The sequence below is a fragment of the Marinobacterium sedimentorum genome, assembly GCF_024267675.1.
Taxonomy (GTDB): domain Bacteria; phylum Pseudomonadota; class Gammaproteobacteria; order Pseudomonadales; family Balneatricaceae; genus Marinobacterium_A; species Marinobacterium_A sedimentorum.
This window is the reverse complement of record NZ_JALDYX010000014.1, coordinates 74,445-92,819: the sequence shown is the minus strand read 5'-3', so window position 1 is coordinate 92,819 and position 18,375 is coordinate 74,445. Positions and strand designations below refer to the sequence as shown.

At 60.0% G+C, this 18,375-nt stretch carries 16 protein-coding genes; 10 read left to right on the top strand and 6 right to left on the bottom strand.

All coding sequences use genetic code 11. From position 1 onward, the window contains the following. Window positions 1-48: 48 nt before the first annotated feature. The 6 genes from MRS74_RS13325 to MRS74_RS13300 all read left to right on the top strand — a co-directional run bounded on the left by MRS74_RS13325 (window position 49) and on the right by MRS74_RS13300 (window position 6,878). Window positions 49-1,227 (top strand): thiamine pyrophosphate-dependent dehydrogenase E1 component subunit alpha, encoded by a 1,179-nt coding sequence (locus MRS74_RS13325; RefSeq protein ID WP_254580786.1) that lies wholly within the window; start codon window positions 49-51, stop codon window positions 1,225-1,227. Further along, complete coding sequence (locus MRS74_RS13320) at window positions 1,220-2,197, top strand: alpha-ketoacid dehydrogenase subunit beta (RefSeq protein WP_254580785.1); 978 nt, start codon at window positions 1,220-1,222, stop codon at window positions 2,195-2,197. The genes MRS74_RS13325 and MRS74_RS13320 overlap by 8 nt, the downstream gene beginning before the upstream one ends. Window positions 2,198-2,208: 11 nt before the next feature. Further along, on the top strand, window positions 2,209-3,813 hold the full coding sequence (locus MRS74_RS13315; RefSeq protein ID WP_254580784.1) for a dihydrolipoyllysine-residue acetyltransferase: 1,605 nt from the start codon (window positions 2,209-2,211) through the stop codon (window positions 3,811-3,813). 82 nt (window positions 3,814-3,895) lie between these two features. Beyond that, entirely contained in the window at window positions 3,896-5,704 is a 1,809-nt protein-coding gene (locus tag MRS74_RS13310) for a protein kinase domain-containing protein (protein ID WP_254580783.1), read from the top strand. A 152-nt stretch (window positions 5,705-5,856) separates the two neighbouring features. Continuing rightward, on the top strand, window positions 5,857-5,997 hold the full coding sequence (locus tag MRS74_RS13305) for a hypothetical protein (RefSeq protein ID WP_254580782.1): 141 nt from the start codon (window positions 5,857-5,859) through the stop codon (window positions 5,995-5,997). Between the two features lie 110 nt (window positions 5,998-6,107). After that, complete coding sequence (locus tag MRS74_RS13300; protein WP_254580781.1) at window positions 6,108-6,878, top strand: hypothetical protein; 771 nt, start codon at window positions 6,108-6,110, stop codon at window positions 6,876-6,878. Between the two features lie 171 nt (window positions 6,879-7,049). On the opposite strand, the gene MRS74_RS13295 is transcribed toward MRS74_RS13300, so the two are convergent. Next, window positions 7,050-8,435, bottom strand: a complete 1,386-nt coding sequence (locus MRS74_RS13295) for a nucleotide disphospho-sugar-binding domain-containing protein (RefSeq protein ID WP_254580780.1) — start codon at window positions 8,433-8,435, stop codon at window positions 7,050-7,052. A 220-nt stretch (window positions 8,436-8,655) separates the two neighbouring features. Continuing rightward, window positions 8,656-10,059, bottom strand: coding sequence for a cytochrome P450 (locus tag MRS74_RS13290; RefSeq protein ID WP_254580779.1), 1,404 nt, complete (start codon window positions 10,057-10,059; stop codon window positions 8,656-8,658). A 239-nt stretch (window positions 10,060-10,298) separates the two neighbouring features. On the opposite strand from MRS74_RS13290, the gene ssb reads away from it, so the two are divergent. Both ssb and betA read left to right on the top strand, forming a co-directional pair. Beyond that, complete coding sequence (gene ssb / locus MRS74_RS13285; protein WP_254580778.1) at window positions 10,299-10,874, top strand: single-stranded DNA-binding protein; 576 nt, start codon at window positions 10,299-10,301, stop codon at window positions 10,872-10,874. 260 nt (window positions 10,875-11,134) lie between these two features. Then, the gene (gene betA, locus MRS74_RS13280; protein WP_254580777.1) at window positions 11,135-12,817 is read left to right on the top strand and encodes a choline dehydrogenase; all 1,683 of its coding nucleotides are present in this window, start codon (window positions 11,135-11,137) and stop codon (window positions 12,815-12,817) included. 56 nt (window positions 12,818-12,873) lie between these two features. Here the strand turns inward: betA and MRS74_RS13275 are convergent, their stop codons facing one another. Together MRS74_RS13275 and betI are read right to left on the bottom strand one after the other, a co-directional pair. Next, complete coding sequence (locus tag MRS74_RS13275; RefSeq protein ID WP_254580776.1) at window positions 12,874-13,572, bottom strand: haloacid dehalogenase type II; 699 nt, start codon at window positions 13,570-13,572, stop codon at window positions 12,874-12,876. A 96-nt stretch (window positions 13,573-13,668) separates the two neighbouring features. After that, the gene (betI, locus tag MRS74_RS13270; RefSeq protein WP_254580775.1) at window positions 13,669-14,253 is read right to left on the bottom strand and encodes a transcriptional regulator BetI; all 585 of its coding nucleotides are present in this window, start codon (window positions 14,251-14,253) and stop codon (window positions 13,669-13,671) included. Window positions 14,254-14,289: 36 nt separating this feature from the next. Here betI and MRS74_RS13265 point away from each other — a divergent pair, with 36 nt between their 5' ends. Continuing rightward, on the top strand, window positions 14,290-14,475 hold the full coding sequence (locus MRS74_RS13265) for a hypothetical protein (RefSeq protein WP_254580774.1): 186 nt from the start codon (window positions 14,290-14,292) through the stop codon (window positions 14,473-14,475). Between the two features lie 91 nt (window positions 14,476-14,566). After that, entirely contained in the window at window positions 14,567-15,697 is a 1,131-nt protein-coding gene (locus MRS74_RS13260) for a BCCT family transporter (protein WP_254580773.1), read from the top strand. A gap of 8 nt (window positions 15,698-15,705) precedes the next feature. Here the strand turns inward: MRS74_RS13260 and MRS74_RS13255 are convergent, their stop codons facing one another. Together MRS74_RS13255 and pyk are read right to left on the bottom strand one after the other, a co-directional pair. After that, entirely contained in the window at window positions 15,706-16,647 is a 942-nt protein-coding gene (locus tag MRS74_RS13255; RefSeq protein WP_254580772.1) for an urea transporter, read from the bottom strand. A 197-nt stretch (window positions 16,648-16,844) separates the two neighbouring features. After that, the gene (gene pyk / locus MRS74_RS13250) at window positions 16,845-18,257 is read right to left on the bottom strand and encodes a pyruvate kinase (protein WP_254580771.1); all 1,413 of its coding nucleotides are present in this window, start codon (window positions 18,255-18,257) and stop codon (window positions 16,845-16,847) included. Between the last annotated feature and the right edge of the window lie 118 nt (window positions 18,258-18,375).

Below are 18,375 nucleotides of genomic sequence, written 5' to 3'. Positions count from 1 at the left end.
GAACATCGGTGGCGCCAATGCATAAAAATAAACGGGATTATGATGTCTATGGATATTCAAGAACGGGTGATTCACACACCTGAGTTTACGCCGGGCAACGCCTTGCAGATCCCGATCTATCGGGTATTGCAGCAGGATGGCTCGGTCATTCCAGGTGCCCTAGTGCCGGAGCTGGACGAGGCCCAGGCCCTGAAGATCTATCGCGCCATGGTGTTTACCCGCGTACTGGATGAACGCATGCTGGCGGCCCAGCGCCAGGGGCGGCTGAGCTTTTATCTGCAATCCACCGGCGAAGAGGCCACCACGGTCGGATTTGCCGCGGCGCTTGATGATGCCGACATGATCATGGCTCAGTACCGCGAGCAGGGCGCGCTGGCCTATCGGGGCTTCTCCGTCGAGGAGTTCATGAATCAGTTGTTCGGCAATGATCAGGACTACGGCAAGGGGCGGCAGATGCCGATCCACTACGGTTCCCGCGAGCTGCATTACATGACCATCTCGTCTCCGCTGGCGACGCAGATTCCCCAGGCGGCCGGTTATGCCTATGGCCAGAAACTGGCTGGCCAGCAGCGCTGCACGGTGACGGTATTCGGCGAGGGTGCAGCCTCCGAGGGTGATTTTCATGCTGCGCTGAATATGGCGGCGGTGCTCAAGGTGCCGGTGATTTTCCTGTGCCGCAACAACGGCTATGCCATCTCGACGCCGTCCAGCGAGCAGTTTGCCGCCGACGGCATAGCGCCTCGTGCGGTCGGCTACGGCATGCAGTCCATTCGGGTGGATGGCAACGATGTGCTGGCGGTCTGCAAGGCGATGCAGGAAGCGCGCAAGCTGGCGGTGGAACAGAACGAACCGGTACTGGTCGAGGCGATGAGTTATCGTCTGGCCGCCCACTCCTCCTCGGATGATCCCTCCGGCTATCGCAACAAGGCGGAAGAGGATAAATGGCGTGCCAAGGATCCGATACTGCGCATGAAGAACTGGCTGCTGGCCCAGAACTGGTGGGATGACACCCGGGAGAAACAGCTGCTCGAAGAGCTGCGTCAACAGGTGCTGGCGGCAATGAAACTGGCGCAGCAGCGCCCACCGGCACGGCTCGAGGACCTGATCACCGACGTCTATGACGAGCCACCGGCACTGCTTCGCCAGCAACTGGAAAATCTCAAGGCCCATATCCGCAAATACCCTGAGGCCTATCCCAAGAGCGCCGGAGGGATTGATCATGGCTGAGATGAACCTGTTGCAGGCGATCAATAACGCCCTGGATATCGCCATGGCGAGTAACGACAAAGTCATCTGCTTTGGTGAGGATGTCGGGGTCTTCGGTGGCGTCTTTCGTGCCACCAGTCACCTGCAGGAAAAGTATGGCCGGGCGCGCTGCTTCAATACGCCCCTGGTGGAGCAGGGAATCATCGGCTTTGCCAACGGTCTCGCGGCTCAGGGATCGGTGCCGGTGGCCGAGATCCAGTTTGCCGACTATATCTTTCCCGCCTTCGATCAGATTGTTAACGAAGCCGCCAAGTTTCGCTATCGCTCCGGTAACCTGTTCGATGTCGGTGGTCTGACGATCCGTACGCCCTACGGCGGCGGCATCGCCGGTGGGCTTTATCATTCCCAGTCGCCGGAGGCCTATTTTGCCCACACCCCGGGTCTCAAGATCGTCGTGCCGCGTAACCCCCATCAGGCCAAGGGGCTGCTGCTGGCCGCGATCCGTGATCCGAATCCTGTGCTGTTCTTTGAGCCCAAACGGATCTACCGGGCATCGGTCAGCGAGGTGCCGGAAGAGGATTACGAACTGCCTCTGGGGCAGGCTGAGGTGCTGAAAGAGGGCGCAGATATCACGCTGCTGGCCTGGGGTGCCCAGATGGAGCCGCTGGAAAAGGCGGCGGACCTGGCCGAGAAGGAGGGTATTTCCTGCGAGATCATCGATCTGCGCAGCATTCTGCCCTGGGATGCCGATACCGTGGCCGCGTCGGTCATGAAAACCGGCCGCCTGCTGATCAGTCACGAAGCGCCGCTGACCGGGGGCTTTGCCGGGGAGATCGCCGCTACCATTCAGGAACGATGCTTCCTCTATCTGGAGTCGCCCATTAGCCGGGTTACCGGGCTGGATACGCCTTTTCCGTTGGTACTGGAAAAGGAATACCTGCCGGATCAGCTGAAAATCTTCGAAGCGATCAAGCACAGCGTCAATTTCTAGTGAGGTCTTCCATGATCAAAGATTTTATTCTGCCCGATATCGGTGAAGGCATCGTGGAGTGTGAGCTGGTTGAGTGGCTAGTTCAGGAAGGTGACCTGATCGAGGAAGATCAGCCGGTGGCCGATGTCATGACCGACAAGGCGCTGGTGCAGATTCCCTCACCCTTTCATGGGCGCGTGGTGCGTTTGTTCTATCAGCAAGGCGAGATCGCCAGGATTCACGCGCCCCTGTTTGCGGTGGAACTGGCCGAGGAGGACGCGCCAGTCACGCAAACGCCGGTAACGCAGGCGCCGGCTGCAGCGGTGCCGCCGGCAGAGCAGGCCGCCGCTGAAGAGGACTTTATTCTGCCTGATCTGGGGGAGGGCATCGTCGAATGTGAGCTGGTGGAATGGCTGGTCAAGGAAGGCGACCTGATCGAGGAAGATCAGCCGGTGGCTGATGTCATGACGGACAAGGCGCTGGTACAGATCCCGGCCCCCCGGGCCGGACGGGTGACGCGGCTGTATTACGCCCAGGGCGAGATGGCGAAGATGCACCGCCCCCTGTTCGCCATTCTTCCGTCCGATAGCGGCGGCGCTCCGGCCGCCGCTCCGGTCAGGCGTCCTGCGCCATCGATCAAGGCCCCTGCGGCCGCGGCCTGTCAGGCTGCTGTTCCACCAGCCGCTATCCTCCAGAGGAGTGAGCCCCGTCGTGGCGGCAAGGCACTGGCCGGGCCTGCGGTGCGTCGCGTAGCCCGCGAATACGGCATCGAGCTCGCCCAGGTGCCAGGCAGTGGCAAGGATGGGCGCATTCTTAAGGAGGATGTGCAGCGTTATCGGGAAAGCCTGGCGCAGGCCCCGAAGGGTGCCACCGCTGCTGCCGTTAGCACTGCGTCTGGGGTGACGGCTGCATCGGCTGCGGTGCTAGAGAAGAGCGTGCGTATCGAGCCGATCCGCGGTATCCAGGCGGCCATGGCCAAACGCATGCTTGAGGCCGTATCCAGCATCCCCCACTTCACCTACGGCGATGAAGTGGACATGAGCGCGCTGCTGCAACTGCGTGGCCAACTGAAACTCAAGGCCGAACAGCAGGATGTGCGCCTGACACTGATGCCCTTTTTCATGAAGGCGATGGCACTGGCGATTCAGTCCTTTCCCATCCTCAACGCCCGGGTGAATGACGACTGCACTGAGCTGCATTACCTGCCGAGCTGCAATATCGGCATGGCGGTGGACTCAAAGGTCGGCTTGCTGGTGCCCAACGTCAAGCAGGTGGAGCGCCTCAGCATTCTCGAGATCGCCCGTGAGGTGCAGCGCCTGACCGACGCCGCCCGCGCCGGAAAATTGCGGCAGGATGACTTGCAGGGCGGGACCATCAGCATCTCCAATATAGGTGCTCTGGGTGGCACCTACATGGTGCCGGTGGTCAACAAGCCGGAACTGGCCATAGTGGCACTGGGAAAAACCCAGACGCTGCCACGCTTTGATGCCGCAGGCCAGGTGGTGGCCAGCCAGATCATGAACATCAGCTGGTCGGGCGATCATCGGGTGCTCGACGGCGCCACCATGGCCCGTTTCAGCAATCAGTGGAAAGCCTACCTCGAAGACCCGGCCTCGATGCTGCTTGACCTGGCATAGCTGCCTTGCCTTTTGCCTTTTGCCCGGGGGCTCGCGGCGCTCCATAATCAGGCACCCCGGGGATCAGTGAGCCGACTTGCCTATGCCCAATGATTATCTGCAGCAGTTCTATATCCCGGAAGAGCAGTCGATATACCTGCTCAGCCACCACGATGCCAAGAAACTCAAGGACTGGTTCCGGCTGTGCGAGGCGCAGCTGCAGCAACTGGGTTATCGGGATATAGAGCTGATCGGCAAGGGGGCCTTCGGTTTTGTCTTCGCCGGCGTTTCAGGCCAGGGCGATGCCTCTGTATTCAAGTTTTCGCGCATCACCCTGCCGCAGCATCTGCAGGACCGACTGGAAGAGGAAGCCTTCATGCTGGGGCTGGTGGAGCATCCCCATGTGCCCAAACTGCTGGCCTTTCAAACGGTGCATGGCCAGTCGATTCTGGCGATGGAGCGGGCACCGGGGCGGGATCTGGAAAAGATATCGCTGGAGTGGGGGCCGCTGTCGCCGCGCCTGGTGGTGCGAATCGCGGCGCAAATGGCCGATATCCTGCGTACATTGCGCAGCCATGCTGGCAAGCCCATTGTGCACGGCGATATCAAACCCTCCAATATCGTCTTTGACGCCGAGACCGAAACCGCGGCCCTGATCGACTGGGGTTCAACGGTGTTCGCCCAGCTGGACGAAAACAACCAGTTTGTGGCCGCCAACGTGATGGAGCTGATGTCGGGCGATATGCAGCAGACCAATGCCCGGCTGGGGGATGTCTACTTTATCGGCGAGGCGCAGCTTAACGGCGGTTTGTCCTCCCCCCGTTTCGATGAGGACGGCCTGGCGGGGACCCTCTATGCGCTGGCGTCGGGGCAATCCTGCCGCTTTGGGTATAAGGCGATTCCGCCCACCTCACTGGGTTTGCCGATCGAGTTTGCAAGGGTGCTGGAAGCCATGCTGGTGCCGGACCCGGTGCAGCGTGCCCGGGCGGGGGATTACTTTCTGGCGAACATGCACCGCATGGCCCGGCTTGTGATGGAGGATCTGCCGACGCCAGCGCCGGTGCCTCAGGTCCCGGTATGGATCAGTCCGCGCTACCGTGAAATCGATACCGTGGTCTATAGCTCGCGCAAGTCGTTCCTGCGCGAAGAAGGCGTGCACGATGTTATTAAGGCGCTGGATGACGCGCCGCTGGAGCGCTACTACAAGAACTTCCTGCAGGGGATGGGGGAGACCGAAAAGGCGTTTCTGGCGGCGGTCAGCCGGCTGGGAAAGTACCCTATTGTGGGTGGCCTGGCGGTGCGCTGGGAGGTAAACGGCGTCTATATCGACTCGAGTCTGACGCTGCACGACGAACGCCTGCGCGCCTCTTTTATTGCCTCGGTCAATAATATGGTGAGTCTGGCGCGGGCCATTTACCGGCAGGGGGTCTTCAAGAGCTGTCTGTTCGATGCCCGTGACACCCTGCATATCGAGCGCGACAGCGAGACAGAGCCCTTCGTCGCACCCGCCGGGATAGCCTTGCCCTATGAGGTCAGCGCGGCACCGGACCTGGAAAACCAGGCGCGGGTGCATTCGTACTTCGAGGATGGCCGCGACCCCGATGAATTCCTGGAGTTGCCCCAGGACATCATGGATATTCTCTGGCAGCTCAACAGGATTCATCATACCGGCCTGATCATATTCGAGAGCCTGCCGACGCATCTCAAGGTGCACAGTTACTATCGGCTGCTGGATCCGCGCCAGGAACAGGAGTTTGCCCGTTGCCTGGATGCCATCCTGCAGCGCTTGCCGCTGATCGACGGGCTGGGGGTGTCAGGCTTTATGAAACTGCCCTACAAGGACACGCGCTTCTTTCCCCATATCGAACGTCTCCCCGAAAAATACTATCCCAAAAATCCCCGCAAGCTGTAGCGGCTAAACCGCCGCGACCGGTCGGCTGGCCTGTGGTCTGGATCCTGCCCATTCTCTGGTTTTTTTGCAGATTTTCGTGACAACTTTCAGGGCCTGTCCTCGGCGGTTTGATGGTATATTAGCCGTTGTCTTCGGCCAGTAAATTCAATGACATGGCCAAACGTCTGCGTCGGGAATACGGCGCTATCAAGGCGCTGGATGAATGGATACTTTTCCGGGATTTCTTTTGGCAGCTATGTGAGTCGGTCGATGCCGGCACCGCGGCCTTGCAGCGCTGCTGCTATGCCCCTTAGCGCGAAGCTCTGCTCCGGTTGCAGAACGGGTTTGACTCCTTAAACGACCTTATTAGAATGGGTGTTGTGCGGTGCAGCATTCTCGCACCTTCCTCAGAATGGAGAGCAATATGTTTGCAAACAAAGAGACCGTTGAAACAGGGTATCAGAGAGCACAGGACGGCATGGCTCTGATGAAAGCTCTGGGCGCCTCGGTTCAGGATTCGGTGCTCAAGATCAAGCAGGTGAACAAGGGATTCGTCGAGGCTTTGGCTGACGTTAAGGGCGCGGACGATCTGTTCGACGCTCAGGCGGACTATGTCCAGAACTGTGGCCAGGTGGCACAGGATAGCGTTCTGGATCTGACAAAGCTGACCCATCAGGGCATGGCCCGCTATCTGAGCCAGGTTAGTTCACTGCTGAGCACCAACCCGGCGTTTTTAGCTGCTCCGGCTGCTCCGGCCCAGGCGCCTGAAGCAGCGGTTGCGGCAGAACCCGCTGCACCGGTTCAAGCGCCTGAAGCAGTGTCTGTGGCAGAACCCGCTGTACCGGTCGAGGCGACGGAAGCCGCGGTTGAAGCAGAACCCGCTGCACCGGTCCAAGAGCCGGAAGTTGTGGCTGTGGCAGAGCCCGCTGTACCGGTCGAGGCGACGGAAACCGCGGTTGAGGCAGAACCCGCTGCCCCGGCCGAGGAGCCTGAAGTCGCGGCTGTGGCAGAACCTGCTGACCCGGCCGAGGAACCTGAAGTTGCGGTGGTGGCAGAGCCTGCCACTCCGGCTAAAGAGGCTGAAGCAGTCGTGGCCGCCAAGGTAGAGGCCAAGCCTGAAGCGCCGGCGAAGAAAGCTGCTGCCAAGCCGCGCCGCACCACGCGTACAGCGGCCAAAAGGGGCCGCAGCCGGTAACACCCTCTTCAGTGCAGATACGAAACCTGGGCTTTAGCAGCCTGTTAGGGCCCAGGCCAATCCTATTGCGTGTCAAAGCGCTCATATTCTCCGCAAGCGCAGTCTCGACCCGAACTTCGGCGCGGGAATTGCACCCTGTTGGTGAGGCGGTCGGCAGGTCCGATTACTCCACTACTTCCAGTTCTGTGGCCGCAGTGCAGTCGATATTTCGCGGGTGATGATTTCAAGCGCATTATCGTTGCGAATGCACTGGGCGTAGCGGCGGCAATTTTCCTGTACGGTTTCGCAATTGATCAGCGCGCGGATGTGTGCGACCAGGTGCTCGCGATCGAACAGACCCGGTGCCAGGGTGGTGCCGACACCCAGGCCGCGCAGGCGTACGGCATTGTCTGGCTGATCGTAGCTATAGGGCACCAGCAATTGGGGAATGCCGGCCCGCAGGGCGGCAGATGCCGTACCCATGCCGCCATGGTGGACGACGCAGCTGACGTGCTGGAACAGGGCGTCGAACGGTGCAAATCGGACGAAGAAAATATCGCCCCGCTGTTCTGTTGGTACATCTTCGTCGTCGGCGCTGATGAAAACCGCACGCATGCCCAGGCTTCGACAGGCGCTGGCAGCCGCTTCGAACGCGGCCTGGTTGTCCAGTTTTTCCGAACCAAAGGTAAAGACGATCGGCGCGTCACCGTCGTTCAGGAAGGCCTGTAAATCCTCAGGTAATGGCGCGCTGGATCTCGCTTCAACAAATCCGCTTAACAGATGGTGTTTGGGCCAGTCGATCTGGGGCTCGGCATACCAGGAGGGGAAGAGCCCTACCGCTTTTTGCGGTGAGTGGCACCAGGTCGTCAGGACGCCCTCTATCTTGGGCAGACCGACCCGCTGACGCAGATTATTGACGGGCTTTGCGAGCATATCGTCTGATACACGCTTAAACAGGGAGCGACCGAAGCGTCGCTCCCACAGGGGCCTTTTCCTGCCAATCAGAATGCCCGGTTTGAGTTCAGCCTTGCCCAGAACGCGGTCTGCCAACCAGTCCAGCAGGCGATGTCGCAGCGGCGTGTGGCCATGGGCGTCGGGAGAGCTCATCCTGACCCGGGGATAGGCCTGACGTGCATGTACACTCTGGAACAGCCAGGCACTTGGATACAGCGTCCAGAGTGGAAACTTGTGCAGGTCCTGGGCGATACGGGCGCCGAGGGCATGGGGATGAGCGAGTGTCAGTACATTGCGGCCCAGCGCCAGGCGCTGCGTCAGCTCGAATACCGGCTCAATCATGGGCAGCAGCAATTTATCCACGGCCACGCTAACGCCCAGTTCCGGATGCCAGGCATGTTCGTGTGCCGTAAATTGCTGTAGGTCGGTTTCTGCGATGGGTTCAAACGCGAGCCCGTAGGCAACGGCCTTGCCCCGGTAGTGTTCGTGGGTGGCGATGGTAACATTCAGCCCCTGTTGTTGCAGGCGACGGCCGATGACCAGAAAGGGCAGCACATCCCCGAGGGTACCGATGGTTACTAACAGGATGTCCTGAAAGCGGTGAGTGTTCGCTCTTTCAGTCACAAATTTACCTCTATTGCGGGGAACCGGCCGCTCCAATGATCAGAACAATTAACAGAGCGTCGTTCAGCTCCGGAGGTTGGAATAGCCCATTATGACCCACCCGTCTGCTGCAGGTGAATCTTGCAGCGGCCGACTGGACGGGGCTCGACCCGGATGCAAAGTCGAGGGCCTGGCTGTGCCAGGGAACGTCAAACGAACAGGCTCTGCAGGGCAGGGGATATCAGTCTCTTTTCTCAAGCAGCATTGGCAGGCCACCCTTGGGCCTGAGGGTCAGCCGGCATTCTATGTCCACCTTGTGATCTTGCGGTAGCCGCAACCGAAAGCGCTGTGCCAGGGTCGCCAGGCAGAGTATTCCTTCGGTCAAGCCGAAGCGCAAGCCAAGACAGACGCGCGGGCCTACGCTGAACGGAATATACAGAAACTTGTCCGGACGCGGGGTGCCTGGCAGGAAGCGTTCGGGCCAGAAGGACTCAGGGGCCTCCCATTCCCGTTCATGGCGGTGCAGCAGCCAGGGGACCGCCAGCATGATGGTGCCGGGTTTTATTTTTGTACCGCGGATCTCGTCCTCTGCGCGTGCCTGCCTGCTTAAAATAGGCACCGGTGGGTAGAGCCTGAGTGTTTCCTCGAAGACCGCGCGGGTGAAGGGCAGATTGGCTACATCCTCATAGCCGGGGACCCGGCCCTGCAACACGCTGTCAATTTCAGCGTACATTTTTTCCCGGGAGCGTTCGCAGCCGTCCAGCAGATACCAGGCCCAGCTGAGCGCGTTGGCCGTTGTTTCGTGCCCGGCCATGAACATGACGATCGCTTCGTTGCGCGCCGCTTCTGCATGCAACGGGCATCCGCCCTTGCCGGATGCCGCGACATCACCGTCCAGCAGCACTGATAAAAGGGTCAGCCGATCAGGTTTGTCGCCGCGCTGATAGCGTTCGATGATCTGGTCGATGACTTTATGTACCTGGGCGGCTGCCTTTGCGGCTTTTTTGCGTCGCAGCGGGTTGGTGAATTTTTTCAGCACAGGAAGACCAAAGGTGTCGGCGAGGTCCAGCTGGTTGATCGTATGCTGATAGTCGGTAAAGCCATTGACCACCTGAGCGGCATCGGCATCGGACACATCATCTCCGAATACCGTGCGACCGATGATCTGGGCTGTCAGGCGTGCCATCTCGTTCAGCACGTCGACGGTTGCCCCTTGCGGCTTTTGTGCCCAGCTTTGCGCCATTTCTGTCGCTGAAGCAGACATGATTTCGCAGAAGCCCGGTAAAAATTCTCTTTCAAACGGCGGCGAACAGGCTGCCCGGCGCTTTTTCCACAGATCCCCATCATTGACAAAGAGACCGTCACCGAGCAAAGGCCCCAGGGCATGACGCATCTGGGGGCTTTTTTTATCGTAGTTGTCATGCCGATCGAGAAATACCCGCCGGACGGTATCCGGCGAGTTGCAGACAAAATACGGCTGATTCAACAATTTGAACGACAGACTGCGGGCGCGGTAGGACTTGGGTGACCAGAGTGACAAAAGGTTGTTGCGCACGTCGGGAAGGTTCCAGAGCGTCAGGTCAAACCGGTCCGGCCTGTCGACACTAACGGGATTGAATAGAGACTCTGGGGAGGGTGTCTGCACGCGTTTGCTCCGTGTCCGGGGGGGTAGTTAACAGCCAGCTAAGATATCAGAATGGCAACTCCAGCGGAATGATCGCCTCCGATACAGGCAATACAAGGCCTGCGGGTGGAGATACCCCTTGCGAGGCCATTTCAAAGGCTTTCAAGGAGCGAATGCCGGCAGCGTATGTTATCCTTCACGGCTATATAAAAGCTTGCCGGCGGTAACGGCAAGCCCTGCAGAACGAAGTGGAGAAACCGATGGCACGCGGCGTTAATAAAGTAATTCTGGTAGGCAACCTGGGCGGCGATCCGGAGGTGCGTTACATGCCTTCCGGCAATGCGGTGACCAACGTAACTCTGGCTACCAGCGAAAGCTGGAAAGACAAGAACACCGGGCAGATGCAGGAACGCACCGAATGGCACCGGGTGGTGTTTTTCAACAAGCTGGCTGAAATCGCCGGTGAATACCTGCGCAAGGGTTCCCAGGTCTACGTTGAGGGCGCGCTGCGCACCCGCAAGTGGCAGGATCAGAGCGGCCAGGACAAGTACACCACCGAAATCGTTGCCAGTGAAATGCAGATGCTGGGCGGGCGTGGTGGCTCTGGTGGCGGCGGTGCCGACGCGGGCGACAACTACAACCAGGACACCGGCGGTGGCTACTCCCAGCAGCCGCGTCAGCAGCGCCCGCAACAGGCGCCGCAGCAGAATTATCAGCAGCCCCAGGGCAACCAGGCCCCGGCTCAGTCTCGCCCGCAGCAGCCCCCGCAACAGCCGCAACAGCCGCAGCAGCCGGCACCGGGCTTTGATGATTTTGACGACGACATTCCGTTCTGATGTTGACCTTAGATTATATTGTAAAGTTTTGACCTGAAACCCCCGCCCTGCGGGGGTTTCGCGTTTTGGCGGGTCTTAAAGATGAACGCGGACGAGTCGCGCCTGCTATTCAGTCGAGTCATGCGGAATTTAAGTTGATTGACCGTTTAATTAAAAAAGATTATGTTGGTGTCATCGTAAATTAACAGACGTTGGTCGGTGTGTTGCAGTAACCCGGTTGCGGGTTGTCCAGAACACCACTGTCGGTCACGGGAGAGCGCATGACACAGCAGAAGTACGACTACATCATCATCGGTGCGGGTTCCGCCGGCTGTGTGCTGGCCAATCGCCTGACCGAGAGCGGCAAGCATCAGGTGTTGCTGATCGAGGCCGGTGGTAGCGACAAGAGTATCTTTATCCAGATGCCCACGGCGCTGTCCTATCCGATGAACTCGCCTAAATACAGCTGGCCGTTTGAGTCCGAGCAGGAGCCCGGTATCGACAACCGTCGCCTGCATTGCCCGCGGGGTAAGGTGCTGGGGGGCTCGTCCTCTATCAACGGCATGGTGTATGTGCGCGGCCACGCCTGTGATTTCGATCAGTGGGAAGAGCAGGGTGTGAAGGGCTGGGGTTATCAGCAGTGCCTGCCGTACTTCAAGCGGGCCGAGACCTGGGCCGGCGGCGCCGATGACTACCGGGGTGGCAGCGGCCCCTTGACCACTTGCAACGGCAACGAGATGCGCCTCAATCCGCTGTATCAGACCTTTATAGATGCTGGCGTTCAGGCCGGCTATCCGGATACAGCCGACTATAACGGTTATCGTCAGGAAGGCTTTGGCCCCATGCACATGACCGTCAAGGGCGGGGTGCGGGCGTCCACTTCCAATGCCTATTTGCGGGAGGCGCTGAAGCGGCCGAACCTGCATCTGGTGTCCCGCGCTATCACGCACCGGGTGCTGTTGCAGGGCAAGCGGGCCACGGGTGTGGAATACAGCGTCGGCGGCAAGACACAGACGGCAATGGCCGCTGTTGAGGTTATTTTGTCGGCGGGCTCGGTCGGTTCGCCGATGCTGTTGCAGCTTTCGGGCATAGGCCCGCGTGAGGTGCTCGAACAGGCCGGCGTGGCACTGCAGCATGAGCTGCCGGGCGTCGGCGAGAATCTGCAGGATCATCTGGAAGTCTATTTCCAGTACCGCTGCACGCAGCCGATTTCACTGAACGGCAAGCTCGGCCTGATCAGCAAGGGCCTGATCGGCACCCGCTGGATGATGTTCAAGAATGGCCTGGGGGCGACCAATCACTTTGAATCCTGTGCCTTTATCCGCTCGCGCGCCGGGCTGAAATGGCCGGATGTGCAGTACCATTTCCTGCCGGCGGCGATGCGCTACGATGGCCAGGCTGCCTTCGACGGTCATGGCTTCCAGGTGCATGTGGGGCCCAACAAGCCTGGCAGCCGCGGTCATATTCGCATTCGCTCGGCCGACCCCAAAGACACGCCCAGCATTAGGTTCAATTACCTCCAGGCTGAACAGGATGTCATCGACTGGCGTGCGGTTATTCGCCTGACGCGCGAGATCATTGCCCAGCCGGCATTTGATGCCTACCGTGGTGATGAAATTCAGCCCGGCAAGGATATCCAGAGTGACGAGCAGATTGATGCCTGGGTGCGGCAGAATGTGGAAAGCGCCTATCACCCGTCCTGTACCTGCAAGATGGGTGCGGATGATGATGCCATGGCGGTGCTGGATACCCAGTGCCGGGTGCGTGGCCTGGAGGCGTTGCGGGTGGTGGATTCGTCCATCTTCCCGACGATTACCAATGGTAACCTCAATGCACCGACCATCATGGTGGCGGAAAAAGCGGCTGATCTGATTCTTGGCAAGGCGCCCTTGCCGGATGCCGGTGTGGATGTCTGGATAGATCCCCAGTGGCAGCAGCACCAGCGTCTGAACCCGCCGGTCTAGTGTTGGTAGCCCGCCCCGGTTTTAAACAGCCCTATGCGGCCTGATGAAACAGGCCTTCAGGGAGCCTGCCAGCGTGAAATGATCTGATCGACAAGGTCGGTCAGATCGGGGGCGCTAAAGTCCGGCACCGGTACCCCTGCTGCGGGCAGCATCGCATTGTGCGGGCGTGTCACCAGGGCGCCGTAACAGCCCGCGGCCTGGGCGCCTATCGTATCCCACAGATGACAGGCGACAAGACAGAGGTCCGAGGTCTGCACCCCCATCTGCGTTGCCACAAGACGGTAGGTTTCCGGCGCCGGCTTGAATTTCTGTACCGATTCGACACTGAAGGACTGCTCGAAGAACGGGCTAATCCCGGCGCGTTCCAGTGGCGTGGGCGAGGTTGCGCTGGCCGAGTTGGTCAGTGTCACCAGTCTGAAACCCGCAGCGCGCAGGCGGGTGAGTGCCGGCACTGCATCGGGATGGGCCGGCATGCTATTCATGCGTAGTTTCAGTTCATCAATGTCGCTATCGGTAACCGTTATGCCCTGGATGGATGCCAGCATGCGCAGACTTCCCACAGCCAGCTCGCCAAAGGGTGTGTAGAGGCTGGAGAGGGTCATGGTCTGGGAGTAAAGGATCAGTTGCGCGAACCAGTCCCTGAATAGTCGCCGGTCGCCAAAGAGTCGCTCAAACAGAGGTTCGAGGGTGCTGATATCGAGCAGGGTTTCGTTTACATCGAAGACGATGACAGGCGCAACTGTGTCCGGGGGCATGGGCTCTCCTTGTTCGGTGAGGCAGGTGGTTAGGGCTCCATCATGTCGCGGTGAGCCGGTTGCTGCGCTACAGATAGACATCCGGATGCCGCTGGATCAGTGGGCTTCGTGCAGCAGGCGAGCCAGCGTCTGGTGCGCCAGGCGCCGGGCAGTGGCCGCGTCTGAGGTCAGGCTGGCCAGGGCGCAGTTTATCCACAGGCCATCGATCAGGGAGGCCAGCAGCAGTGCGGCATCCTGGGCCTCATCGTCGGGCAGCATTTCGCGAAAGTTGTGCAGCAGATTGGAGCGCATGCGGGCTCCGCGGATGCCGGACAGCCGCTGCAACGCGGCATCGTGGGGTGTTTCGGCCCAGAACGCCAGCCAGCAGGTCACCACTTCAGGCGCAAACTGCTCGGCGGAAAAGTTGCCATCGATAATGGCGGCAATACGTTCCCGGGGCGAGTTGGCGCGGCTCCAGTCGCAGTAGATGCCATCGGTCAGCTGGCGCATCAGCTGGCGCATGGTTTCAGCCAGCAGGTCGTTCTTGCCGTCGAAATAGTGGTGAATGATGCCGGTGGAAACCCCCGCGATCTTGCTGATCTTCGCTACAGTGGTATTGGCGTAACCGTACTGATGAATGGCGGCTGCCGTAGCTTCAATCAGTTGCTTGCGTCGAATCGGCTGCATTCCAACCTTGGGCATGTCGGTTCCTTGTAGCGAGTGACACCTGGGGCGAACATGATCGTTGTTTTTGGCGAGCGCTTCAACAGCGCAGTCCATGTTGGTCGAGCAGCCTATCAGATGTCGTTATATGAATGGCAGATGGCGTTTTCCGAGCAGCATCTGACACTGATTTACTGGATATTTAACTTAATTGATCGTTCAATAAAAATAAACCAGACGGCCGCGGTACAACAGGGCTGATAAAGGCGTGTGCCGCAGGGCGGCGTCGGAGCGATGTCATGTCGCCAGTCGGGTTCGGGTTTGTACTGCTCGTTGTCCTGAGGACTCGAGTATGAATGCTATTCTATCGGTCGCCATCATCGCTGCGTTGCTGCTGGTGCTGCTTATCCTGGTGCGCTGGGGGCGCATGCGGTGCGAGGGCCCTATGCCCACGTCCTTGTTTGCCTTTATGGCGATACTCTTTACGTCCGGGCTCGATGTCGGGCTGATCATGTTTCCCCTGGGCGAGTTTCCGGTTTATGCCAGCGAAGCGGCCTATGCCTTTACCAATCCGCTGGCGATCGAGTTCGGCTTCTGGGGCTTTCTGGTATGGGCCTTCTATTTTCTGACCACCTTCTATTTTGTGATCGTTGAGCCACGGCTGAAGCTGTTCGAAATTCCGCTGATCAAGTTCGTCAATAATGTGGTGATTATCGGTACCTGTGCCTTTACCGGCTTCCTCTTCCTGAGCTACCTGCCGGACTATGCGCAGGGTATCTCCACGCCGCTGCGCTACGGCCTCACCGCGCTGGTGGTGCTGCTGGCGGTCTTCTCAAGCTCGGACGTACGCTACGTCAAATGGCTGAGTATCGGCTCGACCTGGCTGTTCTTCGCCCTTATCGGGCTGCTGGCGCTGAATGCCGGCATGGGGGCGACGGCGTTATCCCACAGCCTGGCGAATCTGTCGGGCTACTTCGGCAATCTGCAGCACTTTGTGACCCCGCTCAGTGACTATCATGCCTTCTACCTGTTCTGGTGGTTCTCCTGGAGCATCATGATAGGCCAGTTTGTCGCCCGCTTTGTCGGTGGCCTGCCGGCCTGGCAGCTGTGTCTGGCGATGCTGGTGATCCCCTCGATCCCCATCGCCATCTGGTTCTCGGTACTCTATTTCTACTTCGAGCAGGCACTGGTGATGAGTACGCTGCTCAAGATCTCGATGCTGGTGGTCGGGGTGATCTTTGTGGTCAATTCGCTGGATTCCCTGATCCGGCTCTATACCACCAACCTCAATGTCACCGTGGAGCGTTTTGGGTTTTATCCCTACCTCATCGGCAACTGGCTGCTGATGTATGGCCTGGTGCTGTTGTTCCAGTTTACGCCGCTGAAAATCGAGTGGATCGGGCTGGTGGTCATCGGACTGTACGCCGCAGTCTGTCTGCTGATGCTGCGACCCTCAGCCCGCTTGAGCCTGATGCGCACTTGAACAGGCCGTCAGGGCGCCAGATGCGTGCGCGTCTGGGGTCGCAGGATGTTGGCCAGTATCACGATCAGCCAGCAGGCAAGCACAAAGGGCGCGGTGAAGGCCTGCAGTCCGATGATGCCGAACAGTGGCTGTAGCATTGTTGCCAGTACCACGCCGGCGGCGATGACGACCGGCTGGCGCGGGAAACGCTGCAGCAACGCCAGGGCGGCCAGGGCACCGTTATAGCCGAACAAGCCAGCTGTAATTGCGTGGGGCGAGTAGAGCTGCGTATCGGCAAGGGCGCTGCAAAGGCTGGCGACCAGAGTGCCAAGCAGTGCGCCACCAAAGCCCCAGAGTGCGTTGCGCGGGGCTGATAGGGCCAGGGCCGCCAGTATCAACAACCCGGCGGGCACAGACCCGAGGAAGAACACCTGACCGAGACCGCGCACCGGAACTGCGATCCACTGCAGCAATGTCATCGCGCCCACCGTTGTATAGGGTGCGGTATCCGGGATTGCGACCTCTGCGATCGCGACGATCGGCAGCAACTCCTGCATTGGAGCCAGCAGCCAGGCGCACCAGCTCAGCAGTACAAAGGCACTGGTATAGGGCGGGATGCGCCAGCGGCGGATCTGCAGCTGCACCAGGGGCGCGCTGAGGGCGGAAAACGCGACTATGGCGGCCGCGCCGAACCAGGACAGCCCCAGCAACAGATTCAGCGCCAGCCCCACCAGGGCGCCATTAAAGCCGTAGTAGCCGGCGCGTGTCATGGTGCTATCGGCCCTGATCAGGCGGGCACCCAGCAGAGCGCCGCCCCAGCCCAGCAAACTGCCGAGCAGTGCCGTGATGGACTCAAGGCCAATGGCGAGCAGAATCAGCGCGCCACAGCCGCGGTGCGATTGAAACAGGATCTGACTAAAGCTGTGCAGCAGCGCATCGAGCCAGAAGGCTGGGGTAAGTCTTGTGCTCACGGTGGGTGTTTCCGATCAAAAGGCTGTTCAAACTGTGCCGGCGGGCAGGCGACTGCCGCGTTTCGGAGGGCGCCGAAGTTTAGCACTTTGGCGGCACGCAGAAATAGCCGTACAGGGGATTGCTGTAACCATAAAAAGAGGCCCTGTTGCCAGGGCCTTAAGCGCTATGCCAATTCATGAAGGGGATGCATGGCGGATCAGGCGGTTTCTATCCTCAGCAGGTTAGTGGAGCCGGAACTGCCAAAGGGTGCTCCCGCCGTAATGACCACTGTGTCTCCGGGGGCGGCCATGTCGCGGCGGCGGGCTTCGTCCAGTGCCGTGGTGGCGATTTCGTCGACGCTGTTGAAACGCTCGCTGACCTGGGAATAGACACCCCAGGCGACACTGAGTTGGCGCGCCGTTTTCAGGTGGGGCGTGAGGGTCAGAATCGAAGCGCCCGGACGCTCGCGCGAGGCGCGCAGGCTGGTGGTGCCGGAGTTGGTAAAGCACACCAGTACTGCAACGGGCAGTATGCGGCTGATGCGCCGTACGGCGCAGCTGAGGGCGTCGGGTATGGTGGCCTGGGGTTCCGGGCGGCTGACATCGAGCTGCGCCTGGTAGTCGGGATCAGCCTCCATGCGACGGATGATCTTGCTCATCATGGCAACGGCTTCCAGCGGGTAGTCTCCGGACGCGGTTTCAGCCGATAGCATCACCGCATCGGCGCCTTCGGACACGGCATTGGCCACGTCTGTGACTTCTGCGCGGGTAGGTGCCGGTGAAAAACGCATGGATTCGAGCATCTGGGTGGCGACCACCACAGGGCGGCCCAGCTGGCGACAGCACTTGATAATGCTCTTCTGGATTCCCGGTACATTCTCCGCCGGGACTTCCACGCCCAGATCGCCGCGGGCAATCATGATGGCATCGGAGAGTTCGGCGATGGCATCCAGATGCTCTACTGCCGAGGGCTTTTCGATCTTGGCCATCAGGAAGGCCTTGTCGCCGATCAGGCTGCGGGCTTCGACAATGTCCTCCGGCCGCTGCACAAAGGACAGCGCCACCCAATCGACCCCCAGCTGCAGGCCATAGGCCAGGTCCCGGCGGTCTTTTTCGGTCAGCGGGCTCAGCTCCAGTACCGCTTCCGGCACATTGACGCCCTTGCGGTCAGACAGCTCGCCGGCATTGCAGGCCTGTGTCAGCACCCCGTCGGCACGGGTTTCAACGACCTGCAGACGCACGCGACCATCGTCAACGAGCAGCGACATGCCAGGCTTGAGCGCCTGAATGATTTCCGGGTGCGGCAGATTAACGCGTTTGGCATCCCCTGGCGTGCTGTCCAGATCCAGCCAGATGCGGTCCCCCAGCGCCAGCTGCACGGCGCCCTCGGCAAACTGACCCAGGCGCAGTTTGGGGCCCTGCAGATCCATCAGGATACCCAGCGGGTAGCCGAGCTCGGTTTCCACCTCGCGAATCCAGCCGTAGCGCAGGGCATGGTCCTCGTGGGAACCGTGGCTGAAGTTGAGTCGAAACAGGTTTACACCGGCTTCCACCAGTGCTCGTACGTCCGCCGCACTGCGGGTTGCGGGCCCCAGTGTTGCCAGTATTTTGGTTTTCTTGTCGGGTGCCATCTGCATATCCTCCAGCGGCGGTGATGAGGGCGGCCGGGCGCCGCGGGGTCATCAATGCTCTGGAATCGGGCTCGCAGCGATTGATCTGAGCCTGAGTCCGGAACACTGAGTATTCGAA